Raw genomic sequence first — 14,649 nt, 5'->3', positions numbered from 1 at the left:
GACGACGAGTGCGGCGATGGCGCGACCGGCCCGGCCGGCCTCGCCATCGCCGCACTCGTCGTCGGCATCGTCGCGTTCCTCGTCGGCCTCGTCCCGGTCTTCGGGGCACTCGTCGGGATCGCCGCCGTCGTCCTGGGCGTCCTCGCCCTGCGCCGCGGCCAGTCCAAGGCGATGTCGATCACCGGCGTCGTCCTCGGCGGTCTCGCCGTGCTCGCCTCGCTTCTGAAGACGACCGGCTTCGGAGCTGTCCATACTCACCACTAGCAACCACTGCGGTGATCCCTGGCGACACGGACGGGCTGCACCGGGCCGGTGCGTGCGCCGAGGAGGCGTCACTGCTGATCCTGCGATCTACGATCTGAAGATGGCTGGACCAGTGCGACGCCCTCACGTGTTAACCAAGGCGTACCTCGGCGCCTGGGCAGATGACCGAGGGACGCTCGATGTCCTGCGACATGCAGCGACGACATGTCATCCCCTGAGCATCAACAACGCGACGGTCGTCGGAGGCGCCGACGATCCCCTCGTGCTCACTCACGACCTCGAGGGGGAGTACGCGTCGATCGAAAATCGAGGTGTGCCGGCGATCCTCAAGCTCCGGCGTGGGAGCGAGCTGGCTTCTAGCGAGTCGACGGCGGTGATCGTTTTTCTGGACATGCATCTGGATCGCGGCAGGTACGCAGACCAAGCCGGGACTTTCATCCCCGCCACGCTACTGAAGACTGACGCATCGATCGAAAACGTCGATTTCAGCGTTGCGGACAGACTCCGACTGTCTCAATCCTTGCCTGAAATACTTCGGCTGGCCCCTCTTTGTCTCGAACAGTGGGACGAAGCTCGCCGCGAACGATGCGAGGAATGCCACGACTTGCGCGATCTGTTCTAGCTCCCCGATTCATCCAACTGGTGGATGTCCTGCAGATGACAGGCTATCCGCGACCGCGACGCGAACACGGCCAGCTCGGCATTGGAAACCCACATGAGCAAAGCCAGTGCTCGCCTGATCGCGACCCTCGGCGACGAGACCGATCAGACGAGCTGAACTCTCTCGCGTGAACACGACCTCACTTCCTGTTCTTGCGCTTCGGCTGAGGACGCTGCCCGCGCCTGACCGGCGGAGGAGCGCTCGCGAACTTTGCGATCGGGAGCAGCCTCTTCACCTCTTCATCCATCTGCGGATCGGGAGTGGGCAGCGTTCCGTCGTACATTACGTCGACGAGGCCACGGGTGACTTCGTCATAGAGGAGGACTGCGCCGCGCCGCAGCTCTAGCTGGTACTTCTTTGCCTTCAAATACTGCTGAAAATCGTTTGTGGTCGCCGCGAGATTAGCGTCCTCAGGCAAGGTCGCCCAGACCAGGAGCCAGGCATCCTCCGGCGTGGTCCCGAACGGCGCGGTCCACGAGCGCGGCTTTCCCGTCGACTCATCGATCAGCTTCTTTGGGAGCCGTGTCCAATCGCTCTGTGTCTTCGTCGATCCCGAGATCAGCGTCGCTCCGAGGCTCAACCATCCGACGCCGCCGCGCCGCTGGAGCTCGTCCGCGAGGGCGTTCATCGGGCTTCCGAGTCTCCGCGGCTTCGGAGCACGCGGCTTCATGGGGTCGATCTGCGCCTCGTGCCATGCATCGAGCGGGTCGGTGAGACTCGTGATGATGAGCGTCTGCTGCCGCGCGCGACGCCGTACGTCTGCTGTTCGTGCTTCACGGACCCGCAGATGGGGTAGCTGCTTTAGCGTCGGGTCGGGTTCGACGTAGAGCCCCTTCTGAAAGAAGTAGAGCAGGAGATCGAGTTCGTCGGCAGCGAGGTACAGGCGAGAGGCCTCTGGGTCACGGCGCCGGCGAAGGTAGAGCAGGAACTCTGCGGGCCGGTCGATGACGTCCGCGATCACCTGAAGATCGTGAATCGACACGACCCACGGGGTCATCGTTGCGTCGAGCAGTCCCGCGTCGATCAGATCGTGCGTCGCGATCCCGACACCCGACAAGTCCTCCAAGCTCAGTGCGACGGTGTGGATTTCCCTGATGTGCGAAAGGTCCAGCCACCCGCCCTGGTGCAGTCGGAGGCCGCCGTCTTCCGCGATCCGCGTCTGCGTCCGGGTCGCCTGCTCCGCCGCCTTCGTGATGATGCCGACCAGACTGCGCCGAAGTAGGCGTGTCTCCCCCGCCCGTGCTGCCGGCGTCAGAGCGACGGCTTTTGCCTCGACAACGATCGCCACATCGTCGACGACGATCAGCAGATCGCCCTCGACCCTCTTCGTGTACCCGGCAGGCGGGCCGCTGCGCTCCTGAGCGTTGACCGGCACGAAGTAGTCGAAGCCGAAGTAGGTGGTGCCCCCAGGGAGCATCTTCTCCAGGGCCGCCCTCCCGGTCTCCTCGAGCACGTCACCGCGGCGATTCTGGTAGACCTCCCAAGCCGCTGGCGAAGACTTGAGGAGCTGCTCGAAGTTCTCCCGGATCGCCGGCTGGAGCAGCGCGTCGTGCACGATGAGGAACGTGCCGCGGTCGGTGCGGATCACCGGACTCGTCCTGAGCGGGTTGTCCCCGCCGACGAAGCCCTCCAGCACGTCTCGGGCACTCACGCCATGCACGGAGACGGCGAACTGCTTGAGCACGGCCTCGGCGACCGACTCCTCAACTTCGGCCCGAGCGGCGATCGCCTCCGGCGCGAAAGCCACCCGATCGGCGGTCGGTTGCCAGGCGTCGTTGTGCGCGATTCTCGCGCGACGGACGACATCGGCCTCGGGATCCCTGGTCCCGGAAGCCGCACCTTCTCGCAACACCATCTCCCGAGCCCGCACCCGCTCGTTGAAGGCAGCGACCTGAAGATCGTGCAGAGCGGTCAGGACGTTCAGAGCATCGTTGGCGTCGAACCCCGCAAGGGACATGATCTCCGAGCGAGTCGGCTCATCGCTGAACAGGAGATCGTGAGTGGTCTTGACCATGTCGGGGTAGGACGTGTTCCGCACCCAGACCTCCCGCATCCGCGACGACATTGCGATAGTGGCGAATGGATCGCCCGGGCTCGCCTCCGCGTGCAGGATCTGCAGTGCCTGCACTGAGTAGATGAGTCCCTCCGCCTGCTCCGCCCACTCGTGAGCCGCTTCGTAAAGTGAGTTCGGGCGCTCGTCCGCGGCTGAGCCGTCCGTCGTCGTGGACGATGACACCAGCGCGAGTAAGGCGAGCAGCTCCGCTTTCGCCGGTCCCCCCTCGGTCTCCGGCTTGACCCGCCCGGCCAGCGACCACGGAAGGCACGCGAGCCGCGCGAGCTCCGTCACCCGCTCAGGACGATGCTTCTTCAGCGCTTCCGTCAAGACCTGCAGCTGAGCTGCTATCTGCTGCTCCGCAGAGTCCACCGGCGAGGGCTGCGCACGTAGATCCTCGAGCATCGCCATCATCAGGTCCGCGGAGCGCAGCACCTGATCGCCGTAGTCGTCGTCTCCGCTCAACCCTCGGGGAATCTGCGGCTGCTGGGGAGGCATGCGTCCGGCGCTCATGGCGCCATCCGACCACATCCCTCCGACATCGGACAGACAGACTTTCCGTCCGGAGACAGCAGAATCGCGCACTGGTTGACTGGTCGACCACTTTCCGTCATGACCCAAGGACGACGACGAACGCCAGCGAGCGATCGACGCCGGCCACGACCTCGACCGCGTCCTGCACGCCAACGACCTCGTCAACTCCGACTACACCTCTTCGTCGCCACCGGCGTCACCAACGGCGGCCTCGTGCGCGGCGTCCGCAAGGAGGGGCACCTCATCCACACCGAGTTCATCGTCCTGCGCTCCACCTCCGGCACCATCCGTCGAGTCTCGGCCGACCACCTCGCCGAACGCTGGCTCTAACCGACCCGACCGGTCACCCACTCCTACGATCGACTTGTGCCCTCGCGATCGTCATCCCCATCCGAAGACCTGCCGACCGTTTTCATCGGCTCGTCCTCGGAGGGAATCGAGATCGCCGACTACCTGCAGTCCGCTCTGCACAGTCGTGGATCGTGCGAAGCGATCACGTGGAGTCAGGGCGTCTTCGAGCTCTCCGACTTCACGATGGAGTCTCTTCTGAAGGCCGCCCACCGCGCCGACTTCGCTGTGCTCATCGCCACGGCCGGCGACACGGCAGATGTGCGTGGGAAGTCCCGAGTAGTCGCGCGCGACAACGTGATCTTCGAGCTGGGATTGTTCATCGGCGTACTCGGGCGGGAGCGCACCTACATCGTCGTCGACCGCGCCGACGACCTTCAGCTGCCCAGCGACCTCGCTGGCCTCCCCTACCGGCGCAATCAGCGGAACCCGCGGATCGCCGTCGCGGAGGCGGCCCTCCGGATCGCGGAGGCTGTCCGCAAGCATGGTCGCCGAGCGGCTCCTGTGTCGGCCGGTAGCAGGACGGCCGGAAGCGACAGCGAACTGCTGGAGCGGGAGATCGAGCGGATCTGCGTGTCCGCTCGAGCTCAGGGCTGGCGGGTGAGGACCAACACCGAGACGACTCTCCGTCTTCAGGACCGCCGTGGGAGAAAATTCACCCTGTCCCGGGCCACTTTCTGGCGTCGATGACGGTGCGGATCTTTGATCCGTCGAAGCTGTCGGAGATCGCGACGCGGCGACGTAGCCGCCGGACAAGGAGGATACCCTTCGTTTCCTCGTCGTCGTGTAAGCCGAACGCCTGATTCCAGGCCGTGAAGACTTTTTAAGCTAAGAAGTGAGAAGATGGATGCCATGGGTCTGATGGCGAGTGTATTTGGTGCTGGTTCCGATCAAGAAGCGGCTGCAGCGTTGGGGAGCTCCGACGGCTTCCCATGTGATGTCGGTCCGACCGAACTCTGGGAGCTTGAGGGGATTCTCACCTCGTCGCCAGCTTTGGGTCTTCCCTCCGCTCAATATCAACCAGTTGGAGCGACGGAAGGCTATGAATGTTTCGTCATCCCTATCGGCGCAGGTTTAGGCGCCTCCCTCGACGCTGCCGGCGAAGTGGGCAGAGCCTCCGCCGCGCAGCGGTGGCGTGAAAACTCTGTCGAACTGGAAAACTGGACACAGGAGCAGGTGCAGTTTTTGGTAGAGAGCCTTCACGCCACTCTTGCATCTATCGCCCTGTCCGGAGATGCTCCTTATCTGAGCGTGTGCATCTGAGTCGTCCGACGTAGGATGAGGAATTAAGACGCTAACGCCTGCTCCAGACCGCTTGGCCGCCGTCGTATACAACCAAATTGTCATCGTCCTGCATCCACATCTCTGAGCCCGGCTTGCCGCTAGAGCCGGACGTCCACAACGCTGTACCACTTGACGAGTAAATAACTGCGTTTCCGTCTCCCTGCATTACAAGGTAATTCCCACTTCCGGACGTGCGAGAAGACCACAGAGCGCCTGATGGCCCATAAACAACGAAGTTTCCGTCGCTTTGCATGACGGCGCGAAAGCCTCCGGCGCGACTCGTCAACTGGTGCTTTGGCCGGAGCGAATCATTCGGCGCCAGCGACGGATGCTCTCGCGGAGCAATGAATCCATTAGTTGATGAAGCCCACGCTGGCGAGTAATCGGTCCTGTAGAGGACCAAATTCCCGTCGTCTTGAAAGGAAAGTGTTGCCCCAGGCTCATTAGTATCTGTAAGCCAGACGGCCTGGTTGGTTGAAGAATATATTACCGCATTGCCATCTTTTTGCATTGCGAGACGGACGCCTGTGCCTTGCGTTCCAGAACTCCATATCGCATTCGAGCTTGAATTGTAGGCAACGAGATTGCCATCAGATTGAAATACCAGCTTGAATGCCAGGCTGGGAGAAGTAAGAGACTCTCCGCGGATCAATTCTTCGCCTGAGACCAGCGCATTATAGTAACGCGGCGCCGCCGCTGCACCGTTTGACAGAGTTGAAGGAATAACCACGGTCAGGCTAAATAGAATCACGACGATGGCAGTCCACCGAGCGGCCGATTGCTTTCGAGTCCTTGACATAAAGCATTCAATCACTTCGGATCCTCTCGCAGGTGGTCTAATAGTCATGTTGCACTCCCCCGTAAAGAGCCTAGCGTCATGCGAGATGGATTAGAAACGATGCAGAGGGTTTCCCTATCCCCAGCGATCCACGTTTCCTCAGTTGGATAGAGGTAGGTGAAGGAGAGGACCGAGTCGTTGTATGGAACTCCGATAAAGGACTCAAATGAAGACCCGCACGAATCATATGCTGTTGCTTGAATGATCTCCTCACCAGGGAAACTATCGCCTTCAGCCACGAGAGCTGCATAAACCTCGGCGTCATGCTCAAGTTCGCAATCTACAGAAAGCCGATCATTTGGCGCGTTTGGCGTCTGAATGTTCAAGCAGTCCCCAACAGCGAGAGAGAATAGGCCAGACGATTCGTCGAGTTGTGGCTCAACTCCTGGCTCATCCTGGAACTCAAAACCGTCAGTTTTGTCCGTCGCCGAAGGGGATGAATCGACACGACGGGGGTCATTAGTCTGCAAAGTACACGCCGCCAAGGCTGACGTGGCGAGGACTACGAGCGCGACCGTACCCCAGTTAGGGTGACACGCGCGATTTCGACCCAGAACAGTTCTCATGAGTCAGCACACTACAGACGGCATGCCACACCGCTGGGTCGCGAGGGTCGCACCTGCCGCCCTAGAGTGCGGTTCGAGGGCGCGACCGCCCGTCGCCTACGCGGGGCTCTCTGCGACACCACGCAGGAGTGACCTTGCGCGTTCAACCACCATCGCGTCTGAAGGCATACGCGGTAGCCACGGTACTCACGCTCCTGCTCACCTCAGCGCCGGCGGGAGGACCGGTCGTAGCCCTAGAGGTGCGCTCCCAGACTCCCGCCGCCACTTACATCGGTCCTAGCTCTCTCGGTGCCGAGCGACTCCCTGGAACAACGGTCGTCGATACGCCTGAATCGCCGACTTTCGCCCCCGTCGCGCCGACCGCCACCCCTCCGGGCCTTGAAGAGGCAAAGTCACTCCTCGACGCGCCCGACGTCAGCGACGTTTCCCTCGAAGAACCATCTGCCGTAGTGCCCGAGGCCACTCCGGTGGCTGAAGAAATTCCGGACTACGAAACTCCGGATCTGATTCCTCAGGTTGTCGAGCCAGCCGCAGCTTTCGACCACTCAGGCGACCGGACATACGTCGAAGCGCCTATTCGGAAGAACGGTAGCGCGGCAGTACCAGCGCAGCCTCTCCGCAAGACCGCCTCTGGAGCCGCAGAGGTAACCTCCTACGCTAGCGAGTCGTCCTTGAATGCCACGGCAACGGATAAAAAGACTGTCCCAATTAGGCCGACTGACGGTTCAACCAATACTGGCACTACTCCCGTTCTAGAAACGCGCTTTGATGGTGCGCCACCCGGAGCGAACTACGAGTATAACTTCGTGGTCTGTTCAGGCTACGACTATTGTAGCGCTGGTGGCGCCAATTCCGTCGCCTCGAGCGGGTGGATAAGTTCATCCTCTTGGCGCGTGCCATCAGGAGCCTTGAGCAGCAATTCGACCTACAACTGGTACGCCAGTGCGCGCGACAACCCGTATGTTGGAACAATCCTTGACGATCGGTCAGCGTTTGCAACAGGGGCTTCGCTAGCGCCAAAGAATGTCACACCACCAGCCCTCGGAATGCGTCTAGATGGCCCTTCGAACCAGGCGTCTCTTCCGAGCCTTACCCCCACGCTTGTCGGCACAGTCATCAACCCGCGTGGCACCATGAACTATAAGTTCTCCGTGCGAAATTGCGACGCAACGCAGTCGTGCTTTGACGGTCCTGTCGTTGCTGACTCCGGCTGGGTAGGAAGTCCCCGATGGCGCGTGCCGAAGGGAGCCCTGTACTGGGGTGCTGCGTACCAGTGGACAGTCTCGGTCCGCGATAACCCCTACGCCGGCACCTTCGGTCCGTTCCAAACTTTTGGAACGTCTGTGCCAGTACCAGCTCAAACGAATATTGGGCTCGGCCAACAAGCGTCCCTTCTCGATGGGGTCAGCCTTGCCGACTCTCACTACGAGCGCAGTGACTCCGACGCAGAAGTCGTCACCGCGGGTCCTCCACTGAAGATGGATCGCTTTTACTCAAGCTCCAATATTTCGGTCGGAGCCTTCGGCGTTGGCTGGTCGAGCGTGTTCGATATGAAGATCAAATCGACTGACTACGGGCAGATGGTGCGTCTGGCAGATGGTCGCGAAGTTGCATTTGGTCTTAACCCCGACAATTCGTATTCTCCAGCTCCCGGAAGCGCCGGAATGAAACTGGAGAAATGCGCCAGTTGCTCCAACTTCACTTTTACGGACATTGCTGGAACTGCAAGTGAACTGTCCTCCACCGGTATTCAGAAAATCACCAACGTCGACGGGCGGTCAATCACTTTTACCCGTACATCTGCAGGAGCCATCGTCGGCCTGACCGATAGCCTTAGCGGTCGGACCATTGGCGTTGCTTGGAACGGGGGCCGAATTAGTAAGGTTATCACTCGGACGTCTGCAGTATCGAGCACTGGTAGCCTCGGGGCGGACTCGAACGTCTATTGGACTTACCAGTATTCATCCAACGCCCTCACGAAAGCCTGCAGAGTCTCCTCGTCTCCCGTCGAAACCTCCTGTCGCACATATTCGTATACGAGTGGCTCACCCTCTCAGCTCCTCTCGCGCGTCGTATCAGGTTCGGGCGCGGTGGAGGCAAGCGTCGCTTATATGGCGGGCACCAGCCAGGTGACGTCGGTCAACACGGGTGGCGGCGACACGTCGTTCCGCCGCGCCTGGCCGGATACGAAAGTATTAGTCACCTCACCCGCAGGCGTTACTTCGATCTACGACCTGGACGAAGCCGGGAGAACCACGCGCCTCCTTGATGAGAACAATGGAAGTCATCGCTGGATTTACGATGAACAAGGTCAGCTAGCTGAATACATTAATGCTGCAGGAGCCAAACTTAAACTGTCCTATGAGAAAAAGGTTGTTGGCTCGCGAAATATCTCAACGGGTAGGCTAAGCAGCCGCACTTGGGGCGACAATTCCGGGACCCGTTGGGAGTACTATACCTACGACTCCACGAACGGCAGACTGAGCTCGATCGGTCCCCGATATGGAGAGAAGAAGCAGAAGTTCTCATACGATCAGAACTCGCGTATTGTCAGCTCAAGCATGGTCTTATCGGACACGGAAGCGGCGACCACAACGTATTCCTACGCGACCGGGTCGGAGCTCGCCTTTGGGAGCTCGACCGCGACTGTACCCAAGGGCGTTTTGCTTACAACCACTGATCCCGTGGGAGCCAAAACCACGTACTCCTACGATGGAAATGGGCAAGTACGGGAAGTTACCAACCCGGTCGGCCTAAGAACCCGCTATCAGTACGATTCTCTCGGGCGAATATCGTCAACTGAAGTTTATGCTAATGACCTACCCACGAGCGCATTGACGACCTACTCATATGCGCCCAATGGCAGCATTGCGTCAGTGGAGAACCCCACCGTAAAGGATTCGATAACGTCGGCCGAGCGCAAATTGACTCAGAAATATACATTCGATTTAGGCGGGAATGTTACAAGCCGCACGGAGACCGATCTTGTCAGCGGCAAGTCTCGATCGACCGCATATGTCTACGATAGTCTAGGGCGCCTGAAAGCAATTAAGAGCGGCGCTGGAGTTCAACTTGGCGCTTTCGAATATGACTCTTTTGGCAATGTTACGAAAAAGACGGACGCGGCGGGCACCTCGACACTCATCGAGTACTCGAAAAGTAATCTTCCTCTGAAAGTCAGTCTCGTAAATTATAAGGATCAAGCAAAGCCTACGGTTGCGGCGACAGCAATCGTTATGGAGGAGCGCACATTCGATTCGTCCGGCCGGGTAAAGGAGTTCAAGGACGCCAACGGACAACGTTATTCCTTTGAATACAACTACGACGGCAACGTCATCAAAACTGTCGCTCTGCAGGTCGCAGGAGACGGTGGTAGATTAATCGACCAAACAATCGAGGAAGTCGGCTACCTCGAAGGCAATGTCACCAACATTAGAAGGGACGGTGGCCTGCAAAAAATATTCACCACTTACGACGCTCTCGACCGACCTCAAGCTTCGTCGATCACCGTCAAAAATGCAGATGGCTCAGAAACAACGCGCCGAACCGATTTCACTTACAATCTTCGCGGACAAATCACTTCTGAAACAGTGATGGCTGCGAACGCAGCCCTGCGCTCGACTTCCTACACCTATGACGCGGCAGGCCAGGTCACCTCTGAATCGATGAACGGCGCTAGCGCCGGTGACCCAAAGTCGACCACCACATTCCGCCGTAGCCAGCGCGGCCTCATCACTGCCGCCATTGACCCGAGGTGGGTTTCGGGGAGCGAGGCAGTCTGGTCAACTAGCTACGTTTACGATGAGATGGGTCAACTTAAGACAGCCTCTGCACCGCCGGCAGCGGATGGTAGTCGAGCAACAACCTCCTTCAGCTATGACGAATTCGGGCGACAGGCCGGGCTGAAGGACGCTCTCGGGGGGATGACTCGACTCGAACGAGATCTCTTCGATCGTGTGACCGAAATTGAAGCACCCTCCGCTAACGTTGGCGCCACTGCGGAAACCGCAGTTACGCGAATGGCTTATGACGTGCTTGGCCGGGTCGTTACCGAAGTTGCGCCCAGCGGCCGTACAACGACTTATGGATATGACTCGCTGAATCGGCGCACGTTAGTGTCGTTGCCTTCGTTGTCGCCAGCGGGATCTGACCGACGATGGCTTACTCAATACGATCGAATCGGCAACGTGACTGAAACCACGGATCCGACGGGTGCGCGGGTTACATACGCCTACGATTCGAAGAACCGCCCGACAACCGCTACGCAGATTCTGCGTCAATCCGGTTCCGGCGAACAGCTCACCACGTCATACAAGTACGACGCACTGGGGCTTCGAACCACGACGACGGACCCGCAGGGCGGCCAGGCCGTCGTGGAAAAGAACGGATTTGGGGAGATTGTCCGGTCTGTCGACGCGGATTCTGTCTCGCTCGACTTCGATTTCGATCCGGCGGGCAACGTGCAGCGTGTGGAGGATAGTTCCGGAGCATACACCAACTATGCTTATGATCCCCGGAACAACGTCATCGGCCTAACAGTAGGAAAGAGCGGCGAGACGGCAAAGCGATCCTGGGCTTGGTCGTATGATTTAAGTGACAACCAAATCTCGCAGACTGATGCGCGGGGTTACCAGAAAAAGTTTGAATTCGATAAGGTCAACAACTTCCGGTCAATGACCCATGAAGATGGATCTGTGTCGAAGATTACTTACGACCTTCTTGGCAGACCGGTTACTTTCACGGATCCCGCCGGGGCGACCAGCGTATCTTCGTACAGCCCAGCAGGCACCCTTGTTTCCCTCACGGAACCGTCGACTGCTGCTTATCCTGCAAGCTCTGATAGATCTACCACCTGGACGTACAACGGCTCCGGGTTGCCTGTCAAGGAAACGTCGCCGGGCGGTGTCCAGAGGTTGCTCGAGTACGACGTTGATAATAATCTCAAAGCCGAGACCGGCACGATTGGGCAAACTACATCGACCCGATCCTTCTCTTACGACGTAGTCGGTCGACTGAATGGTTTTAGCCACCCGAACGGAACCCAGAGCTTGACCTGGGACGACCTAGGTCGAGTAACGGCGTCGAACGGCCCTGCAGGCAATGTGACCAGAACCTTCGACCGAGCAGGGAACGTTTCAAAGCAAACAGACGCGACAGGAACGACAACCTACGCTTATTCCGCGGGGGGCCGTCCTACCACTGTCACTTCGTCCACTTCCGCCAATCCGGTGACGATCACCTACGACGCGGCTGGTCGTCAACAAACCGAGTCATGGGGCCAGGCAACAAAGCGAGACTTTGAATACAATTCGTTCGGAGAATTGAGCCTGGATCAACTAGAGAACGCGAGCGGCGCTATCCAAGCCTCCTTCGCCTACGAATACGATCAATCAGGCAATAGAACCAAAAAGTCGGTGGGTCCGACAACCGTCGCCGGCTCTGGCGATCAGACGTACTCGTACGACGCTCGAAACCGTCTAACGGGCTGGTCTGACAGCGCTGGTGTGAATCACGCCATCTCCTGGAACTTCGACAATGACGCCACGAACATCGATGGCACTGCCCGAACATTCGACGCCAGGAACCGGTTGCTTCGAGACGGAGCCACCAGTTATACATACTCGGCGGATGGCCGAACAACAGGGCAAAGCACTCCGTCGTCGACGTTCACCTATGACGGTTTCGGCCAACTCGTCAACGACGGTAAAAGTACTTACTCTTACGACGCACTCGGCCGGATGAGCAGCGCCGCTGGAAGTAGTGTCTCCTACGCAGCGACTGACCGCGACCCACTGAAGATTGGCTCCACGAGCATTGTTGGCGGGGAGACGGCTCCGATACTCATCAATGGAAAGTATTCCGTATCTGATCCGCACGGAGATCGAGTACTTGATCTCGCATCAAACGGCGATCTTGCAAGCCGTAGCTATTCCCCCTTTGGGGCAATCCTCGAAACGAGAGGCGGTGTCGACACGACCGTCGCCTTCCAGGGGGATTACATGAGCTCGGGCGGCTTAATCAATATGGATGCGCGCTGGTTTAATAGCGCAAGCGAAACGTTCTTGTCGCGCGATTCCACCAGTCTCACCGCGGATGAACAAAATCGCTACGGCTACGGACTTGCCAATCCCGTAAATATGGTCGATGAAAGTGGAAACTGCGCAACTCCCATAACTGCACCTGCGTGTGCGCTCGGTGGCGTGGGCTCTCTTGCAGGGCCAGTGTCGGGCGCCATGGGGGCTCTCCTTGGTCTGGGGCTCGGCGTAACCTCCGTGCTGCTGTACAACCAGGGGTTGGAGTCAATGGGCGGGCAGTCGACGAGAACAAATTCCACCACCTTGGAGCTTTCAGGCGGTGGAGTATTCTCTACGCCTTATAGCGCGACCGACTGGGTTCCTCACATCGACGTCCAGATTGGGGCCTTCGGCGGCTACGCCGGGGCAGGCAGCTACGGATACGCCGGCACAAACGTTTACTCCGACATCTCGACCAGCATGGGCAACCTGGACGCCTCCATGACCCGGTTGTCCAATTCCATGACTCATCTGTCGGCCACCATGACACAGCTGAACGCGTCGATGGTCGCCCTTAGTAGTTCTCTCGCTGGTCTCGATGTTGCTTTGGGTAACCTGTCATCGAGCCTTGCGAATCTGGAGCAGACGCTCGCCAGAATTCCCGGGGCATCCAATAGTTGGTACACCGCACCTCCTCAGGAGTTTGTTCGGACAGACGTAGCACCGATAGGTGTAGCAGTCGGAGGGCCGCAGGCTGCCTGTGCTGCCGGCGGAAGCCGAGCTGGTTGCACGGCTGCAGTTGGCACCGCTGGCGGATCCTGCGTCGCTGCCGGCACTCCTCTTACCAAAGCGTGCGGGCCGTTAGCAGCGAGTGCTGCTTCCGCCTACTCGTCGGAGAGGGTGGAGTCAGTTGCCGTTACTGACGCTGCTACCGCAACAAAGAAGAATGCAGATTGCAACGGTGATCGAGTTGTAACAACTCGGGGGTGTGAACCCCTCATCGATATTCTGCAGAGAAATGTCACACAAGCTAGGGCTGAGATGGCCACAGACCCGGCTCTGCGCGACCGCTGGCTGACAGATAATGAACGATCCGCCGAAGCGACGAGGCCTTGGCTTGGACCCGTTAATAATGGTAAAGCAATAGAAAGATATGTTGCTTCCAAGAAGGAGGTCATGCTTTATTTTGAATATATTGGCGGCGCGCACATGCCAGATTTTGTAGCTTATAAGAATATTAAGGGTTACGAAGTTACAACCGATAATGAGAAGACTGTAGCAAGACATCTAAAGCGGTGGTACGTGGGACCGGATAGAATCGCGACGTACAGACAGTGGAGGTATGGCAGTTGATCAAATCGTTAGAAATTGACCGGTTCGTGGCGGAGGCCGGATCCGTGACCGAAAACGTCAGTGTCGACGGTTTGCGGCTTTCCGGGTGCTCAACAGAGCTGACGGAGGATATTGCGCGAAGGCCCTTACTGCGGAACCTACGTCTTAAGAACGTGGTGGGCAAGAGTAGTAGTTTGTCAGGGGCGGTACTACAAAACGTCACTGTCGAAAATTTGCGCGCAGACATTTTTTCGGGATTTATAAATGGGTGCGAATTTGATCAAGTAATTTTGAAGGGGAAGTTCTCACCGCTCGTTATCCAAAAGGGTGTCTCTGCGCCGACCGCTTCCCCCCTCGCGCAGAAGTTTGCTCAGGCGCTAAGGGTCGAGCCAGATGACTCGAGTTGGTCGTTAGATATTTCGGAAGCAATTGGGGACATAGCCCTTCGTGGGTATGCGCCCCGACGCATTAGGCGAAATCCAACTCATCAGGCTGTGATGACAAGGGCGCAAGCTGAGGCGGGGCGATGGAGAAAGATCGACCTTTCAAATACGACGTTTGTCGTTCAAATTGAGGAGTTGCTAGCCTGCGATTGGTACGAAGGTGTCGTTCTGGTTGCAAATCCTGCAGGGGCGAGATTCCGCTCTCAAGTCGACGGAATCAATCGGTTACGCGATGCGGGTGCCGCGCTCGAAGATTAGTAGATAGTGACGGTCGAGCGTGAGGCTCTATAGCGGTGTTCTGCTTGGCGGTGT

At 58.7% G+C, this 14,649-nt stretch carries 7 protein-coding genes and 2 pseudogenes; 7 read left to right on the top strand and 2 right to left on the bottom strand.

Annotation, left to right across the window (positions count from 1 at the left end):
• Nucleotides 1-264: pseudogene (locus tag C5C74_RS17490) on the top strand (hypothetical protein); the annotation flags it as partial.
• Between the two features lie 262 nt (nt 265-526).
• Nucleotides 527-886, top strand: a complete 360-nt coding sequence (locus tag C5C74_RS12270) for a hypothetical protein (protein ID WP_104227311.1) — start codon at nt 527-529, stop codon at nt 884-886.
• A 178-nt stretch (nt 887-1,064) separates the two neighbouring features.
• Here C5C74_RS12270 and C5C74_RS12265 read toward each other — a convergent pair whose 3' ends face one another.
• Nucleotides 1,065-3,491, bottom strand: a complete 2,427-nt coding sequence (locus C5C74_RS12265; protein ID WP_146083071.1) for a preprotein translocase subunit SecA — start codon at nt 3,489-3,491, stop codon at nt 1,065-1,067.
• Between the two features lie 103 nt (nt 3,492-3,594).
• On the opposite strand from C5C74_RS12265, the pseudogene C5C74_RS12260 reads away from it, so the two are divergent.
• The 3 genes and pseudogenes from C5C74_RS12260 to C5C74_RS17130 form a co-directional block, all read left to right on the top strand.
• A pseudogene (locus C5C74_RS12260) lies at nt 3,595-3,842 on the top strand (fructose-bisphosphatase class II); the annotation flags it as partial.
• Nucleotides 3,843-3,878: 36 nt separating this feature from the next.
• On the top strand, nt 3,879-4,550 hold the full coding sequence (locus tag C5C74_RS12255) for a nucleotide-binding protein (RefSeq protein WP_104227313.1): 672 nt from the start codon (nt 3,879-3,881) through the stop codon (nt 4,548-4,550).
• A gap of 153 nt (nt 4,551-4,703) precedes the next feature.
• A complete protein-coding gene (locus C5C74_RS17130; RefSeq protein ID WP_146079013.1) occupies nt 4,704-5,123 on the top strand; it encodes a hypothetical protein in 420 nt (139 codons plus the stop codon).
• An 864-nt stretch (nt 5,124-5,987) separates the two neighbouring features.
• On the opposite strand, the gene C5C74_RS18055 is transcribed toward C5C74_RS17130, so the two are convergent.
• Entirely contained in the window at nt 5,988-6,548 is a 561-nt protein-coding gene (locus tag C5C74_RS18055; RefSeq protein ID WP_104227315.1) for a septum formation family protein, read from the bottom strand.
• Between the two features lie 1,133 nt (nt 6,549-7,681).
• Here C5C74_RS18055 and C5C74_RS17125 point away from each other — a divergent pair.
• A complete protein-coding gene (locus tag C5C74_RS17125) occupies nt 7,682-13,915 on the top strand; it encodes an RHS repeat-associated core domain-containing protein (protein WP_181134700.1) in 6,234 nt (2,077 codons plus the stop codon).
• 44 nt (nt 13,916-13,959) lie between these two features.
• Complete coding sequence (locus C5C74_RS17120) at nt 13,960-14,595, top strand: hypothetical protein (protein WP_146079015.1); 636 nt, start codon at nt 13,960-13,962, stop codon at nt 14,593-14,595.
• The last annotated feature ends 54 nt before the right edge of the window (nt 14,596-14,649 follow it).

The organism is Rathayibacter sp. AY1E8, assembly GCF_002931415.1.
Classification (GTDB): Bacteria; Actinomycetota; Actinomycetes; order Actinomycetales; family Microbacteriaceae; genus Rathayibacter.
This window is presented reverse-complemented; position numbering and strand designations above follow the sequence as displayed.

Excerpts from the sequence above, each read along its gene's own strand:
- C5C74_RS17125 (WP_181134700.1), top strand. The coding sequence starts at position 7,682 with ATGAACTATAAGTTCTCCGTGCGAAATTGCGACGCAACGCAGTCGTGC.
- C5C74_RS18055 (WP_104227315.1), bottom strand. The coding sequence starts at position 6,548 with ATGAGAACTGTTCTGGGTCGAAATCGCGCGTGTCACCCTAACTGGGGT.
- C5C74_RS12265 (WP_146083071.1), bottom strand. The coding sequence starts at position 3,491 with ATGAGCGCCGGACGCATGCCTCCCCAGCAGCCGCAGATTCCCCGAGGG.
- C5C74_RS17130 (WP_146079013.1), top strand. The coding sequence starts at position 4,704 with ATGGATGCCATGGGTCTGATGGCGAGTGTATTTGGTGCTGGTTCCGAT.